3 protein-coding genes are annotated in these 3,649 nt (G+C 71.9%); 2 read left to right on the top strand and 1 reads right to left on the bottom strand.

Going from position 1 to position 3,649, the window contains the following annotated elements:
• Positions 1-21 precede the first annotated feature (21 nt).
• Complete coding sequence (locus G6023_RS12260) at positions 22-1,587, bottom strand: succinic semialdehyde dehydrogenase (RefSeq protein WP_182635729.1); 1,566 nt, start codon at positions 1,585-1,587, stop codon at positions 22-24.
• A gap of 136 nt (positions 1,588-1,723) precedes the next feature.
• Between G6023_RS12260 and G6023_RS12255 the strand changes: the two genes are divergently transcribed.
• Positions 1,724-2,518: a MerR family transcriptional regulator gene (locus tag G6023_RS12255; protein ID WP_182635727.1), complete on the top strand. Its 795-nt coding sequence runs from the start codon at positions 1,724-1,726 to the stop codon at positions 2,516-2,518.
• A gap of 55 nt (positions 2,519-2,573) precedes the next feature.
• On the top strand, positions 2,574-3,461 hold the full coding sequence (locus G6023_RS12250) for an oxidoreductase (RefSeq protein ID WP_182635725.1): 888 nt from the start codon (positions 2,574-2,576) through the stop codon (positions 3,459-3,461).
• Positions 3,462-3,649 lie beyond the last annotated feature (188 nt).

Here is a 3,649-nt window from a genome sequence, read left to right as displayed (position 1 = left end):
CCGCGGGCTCCCGCCGCCCGCCTACCGCCCCGGCAGGAAGCGCATGGCGTCGGTGGCGGGCGCGAGCAACTGCTGCCACCGCGTGCGGGGCAGGAACGACGGCCCGCCCATGTGCACGACGCGCTGAGTGGCGATCGTCTGCGCCTCGGTGTACTTGAGCAGTCCCTCGTCGCCGTGGCGTCGGCCCACACCGGAGGCGCCCATGCCGCCCATCGGGCCCGCGACGGAGCCCCAGCCCGCGACGTAGCCCTCGCCGACGTTGACGGTGCCGGTCCGCAGGCGCGCCGCGATCTGCTCGCCCTCGGAGTCGGACTCCGCGAACACCGACGAGTTGAGCCCGTACTCGGTGTCGTTGGCCTCGGCGATCGCCTCCTCGACCGAGTCGACCGGGTAGATCGAGACGACCGGGCCGAAGGTCTCCTCGCCGTAACAGGTCGCGCTGGAGGGCACGTCGGTGAGCAGGGTCGGCTCGTAGAACAGCGGGCCCAGGTCCGGCCGGGCGCGTCCGCCGGCCAGGACACGCGCGCCCTTGGCCACCGCGTCGTCGACGTGTGCGGAGACGGCGTCCAGCTGGTCACGGGATATGAGGCTGCCCATCTCGGCCTCGAAGTCGTAGCCGGGCCCCACGCTCATGGACTGCACACGCGCGGTGAGCTTCTCGATGAGCTGCGGCGCGACCGAGCGCTCCACGTAGACCCGCTCGACCGAGATGCACAGCTGACCCGAGTTGGAGAAGAACGCGCGCGTGGCGACCTCTGCCACCTCGTCGAGGTCGGCACCCTCGGTCACGATCATGGCGTTCTTCCCGCCGAGTTCGGCCGAGAAGCCGATCAGGCGCTCGCCGCACTGGCGGCCCAGCGTGCGGCCGGTCGCGGTGGAGCCGGTGAACATGAGGTAGTCGACGTTCTCCACGATCGCGCCGCCGACGGTCCCGCCCGAACCGGGCACCACCTGGAACAGGTCGCGCGGCAGGCCCGCCCGGTAGAGCATGTCGGCGGCGGCGAGGGCACAGAACGGCGTGATGGAGGCGGGCTTGATCACCACGGCGTTGCCCGCGAGCAGGGCGGCGAGCGCGTCGGTGGCGGCGAGGTTGAGCGGGTAGTTCCACGGCGCGATCACGCCCACGACGCCCTTGGGCTGGCGGCGCACCACGGCCTTGGTCAGTCCCGGCAGCATGCCCTGGACGCGCTTGGGGGCGAGCAGCCCGGGCGCGGTCCGGGCGTAGTGACGCGCGGTGATGAGGCAGTCCAGCACCTCCTCCTGTGCGGAGGCGCGGCTCTTGCCTGTCTCTGCCTGCACGATGTCCATGAGTTCGCGGCGGTTCCGCATGACCTGCTTGGCGAAGCGGGTGATGACGGCGACCCGGTCGGCGACGTCTCGTTCGGCCCACGCGACCTGCGCGGCCCGGGCCCGCTCGACGGCGGCGGTGACATCGTCGGCGGTGCCGGCGGGGATCTCCGCGAGCGGGTCACCGGTGAAGACCTCGGTGATCATCGCCGACGGGCGGCTCGAGGGATCGGCCCGGAATTCGGGGATCGCGACGAGGTCGCGGAGACGGTCGTACACATGGGGCGCGGGTCGGCTCATGGCACCGAGGTTACCGGCGGGTAAGGAAGAGCGGTACCGCCTGCCACCGTTCTTCGCCCGCCGGTCGCGGAAACCCGGGCTTGACCCTGACATCGCGTCAGGCCCCACGCTCGTGGATGTGAGAGATGCTGGAGACATGACGACGAGAGACGGGCTCACCGTGGGAGCGGTCGCCGCGCTGGTCGGGGTGAGCGTCCGGACCCTGCACCACTGGGACCGGATCGGGTTGGCGCCGGCGAGCGGCAGGACGTGGTCGGACTACCGGGTGTATGACGACGACGACGTCGCCCGCCTCCACCGGATCCTGGTCTACCGCGAGCTGGGCTTCCCGCTCGCTGAGATCGGGGACCTGCTCGATGACCCGGAGGCCGACGCCCTGGCTCACCTGACCCGCCAGCGGGAGCTGCTGGTCGGACGCATCTCGCACCTGCAGGAGATGGTCTCCGCAGTCGACCGCATGAAGGAGGCGATCGATATGAACGCACCACTGACCCCTCAGGACAGGGCCGAGATCTTCGGCACGGACTGGAAGGAGGAGTACCAGGAGGAGGCCGAGCACCGCTGGGGCGACACCCCGCAGTGGGCGCAGTCGCAGGAACGCACGGCGCGCATGTCCAGGGAGGACTGGAAGCAGGTCAAGGCCGAGGGCGACGCGCTCAACGTCGACCTCGCCGCCGCCAAGCGTGCCGGCATGGACCCGGGGGCGTCGGAGGCCGCGGAGCTGGCCGAGCGCCACCGCGCATCGATCGGGCGGTTCTACGACTGCACGCATGCGATGCAGGTCTGCCTGGCGCGGATGTACGTCGAGGACCCACGCTTCGCCGAGACGTACGACGCGCACGAGCCGGGCCTGACTCAGTGGCTGGTCGCCGCCGTCGAGGCCAACGCCCGGGCGCACGGCGTCGACCCGGACACCGCCACCTGGGAGTGAACCGCCCCGCATGAGCCGGTGGGCGATGTCGGACGGCGGACGTACCCTGGCCCGCATGAGCCGATGGACCACCGCCGACATCCCTGACCAGACCGGCCGGACCTTCGTGGTCACCGGGGCGAACTCCGGGCTGGGCCTGCAGTCCACCCGCGCGCTGACCGACGCGGGCGCCCGCGTGATCATGGCCTGCCGTGACACGGGCCGCGCCGAGACGGCCCGCGCGGGGCTCGCGCACCCGGACCGCGCCGAGGTCGTGGAGCTGGATCTGGCCGACCTCGAGTCCGTGCACGCGGCGGGTGAGCTGCTCGCGGGCCGCTCGCCCGACGTGCTCATCAACAACGCGGGGCTGATGAACATACCGCGGTCGCACACCGCGCAGGGCCACGAGATGCAGTTCGGCGTCAACGTCCTCGGCCACTTCGCGCTCACCGAGCACGTCGCGCCGGCGCTCACCGACCGGGTGGTGTGGCTGGGTTCGATGATGCACCGCTTCGGCACGGTGGACCCCGACGACCTGGACTGGACCCGTCGCCGCTATGCCCCGATGCCGGTGTACGCCGCCTCCAAGCTGGCCTGCGTCATGCTCGCCTACGAGCAGCAGCGTCGCCTCGAGGCCGCGGGGTCACCGCTGAGGGCGGTGGCCGCGCACCCCGGGTACTCGGCGACCAATCTGCAGTACCGCAGCGGCAGTCGCGTGCAGGACCTGCTGATGAAGGGCGTGGAGAAGATCCCGTTCCTCGTGCAGCCGGCCGAGCGTGGCGCCCTGCCGCAGCTCTACGCCGCGACCGTGGAATCCGTCGCGGGCGGCGCGTACATCGGCCCCGACGGCCCCGGCGAGCTCACCGGGTACCCGACGACCGTGAACTCCACCAAGGCCTCGCACGACCGCGAGGTCGCGGCCGCGCTGTGGGACCGCTGCCGGGAGATGAGTGCGCAGGGGTGAGTGGTCAGGGGTGAGTCCGCAGGGGTGACCGCCCGCGGGTAACCGCTGGCGGCGCGGCCTACCGCCCGGCCTTCCGAGTGGCCCCGCAACGATCCGCCCGGACCCGCGTGGAGGGGACGACGACGAGGCCGGGCCCCTACGCGCGCCGGCGGGCGAAGGCCAGCAGCAGCCCGCCCAGCAGAATCGTC

The organism is Dietzia sp. DQ11-71 (assembly GCF_014144995.1).
Classification (GTDB): Bacteria; Actinomycetota; Actinomycetes; order Mycobacteriales; family Mycobacteriaceae; genus Dietzia; species Dietzia kunjamensis.
The sequence above is the reverse complement of the archived record's forward strand: the minus strand, read 5'-3'. Positions and strand labels throughout refer to the sequence as shown.